This is a genomic window from Paenibacillus sp. Y930 (genome assembly GCF_056786375.1).
Window position 1 is genome coordinate 1 of the sequence record NZ_JBXCIX010000029.1, and the last position, 1,317, is coordinate 1,317.

Genomic DNA, 1,317 nt, shown 5'->3' on the forward strand with positions numbered 1-1,317 from the left:
CTACGCCTTGGTCACTTTGATGTTATTGGCAGAAGTAGTAGTTTCAGTGACAACTTACTGCGCAAGTTCGTGAATACCTGAACGTTATGCGAAATCATTGTAAAGACACATTAAAGATATTCTTTTGTTAATTGATTGGAGGGGTTGTTTTGAATACTAGAATCCTGCTTGAATCAGATGCTCTAAAGTATCAAGAACTACGATTAAGTGCGCTCATGATAAATCCCGAGGCTTTCGGATCGACTTATGAAAGAGAAAGTAAATTCCCTTTGGAGTTAGTCAGTGATCGAATAAGACCAAGCAGAGACAAATTTGTCTTAGGGGCTCTGGATGATAACGGATTTTTGGAAGGAATTGTAGCACTTGTTCGTGAAAGTGGTATGAAGACTACTCATAAAGCCAACGTAATTGGAATGTATGTGACAAAAGAAAAGAGAGGACGAGGAATAGGGAAAACACTCATATTTGAGCTGATTAATTTAGCAAGGAAAGTTGAGGGTCTTGAACAATTGAATTTGAGTGTAATATCTTGCAACGAACAGGCAAAGAAACTATATCAATTAGTAGGATTTGAAACATATGGATTAGAACGAAATGCATTGAAATATAATGAACAGTATTATGATGAAGACCTAATGGTTTTAAGACTGTAAGTAAAGTCTTATGAAGTGACTCGAAGACGACAATGACCTCGCATAACACAGTATTCACGCAGCGGCTGCGCCTTGGTCACAGTGATGCTTTTGACAGAGTAGTCGATTCATGTGACAACTTGCTACGCAAGTTCGTGAATACCTGAACGATATGTGAAACATCTGGATTGGAAAAACCACCTAAATACAAGTGCTAATCAAAGCAAACAGAAATAGCAACAATACTAGATCACATTTCGTTGTAGTAAGTAGAAACAATATCAAATCAAATCACAAAACTAATTAGTTTCTTCCTCGCACCATGAACCGCACCAGTTGGAGGTCCAACTAAAATGTTTGACAACCCAGATGAAAACTTTGATTTTAAAATTAATGAATAGAAATCTTAAGAGAATAAGAGATATTAGGAAAATCATTTAAGACATAAAAAATTTAGATTTGTAAAGTATTTCAAGAAGTCAGATGCATCACATATCACAGTATTCAAGCTGCGGCTGCGCCTTGGTCACTTTGATGCTTTTGGCAGAAGTAGCGGATTCAGTGACAACTTCCTACGGAAGTTCGTGAATACAAGTACGTTATCGGAAATCAATGAAAAACACTCTTGAACTAACGATCTTGAACTAACGATCAGTAGAGTCTGGTTCTACTAGAGGAGAGTTGA

At 37.0% G+C, this 1,317-nt stretch carries 1 protein-coding gene; it reads left to right on the forward strand.

Annotated features, from left to right (window positions below):
* Window positions 1–149 precede the first annotated feature (149 nt).
* The gene (locus AC1TO5_RS21185) at window positions 150–653 is read left to right on the forward strand and encodes an N-acetyltransferase family protein (RefSeq protein ID WP_482064819.1); all 504 of its coding nucleotides are present in this window, start codon (window positions 150–152) and stop codon (window positions 651–653) included.
* Window positions 654–1,317 lie beyond the last annotated feature (664 nt).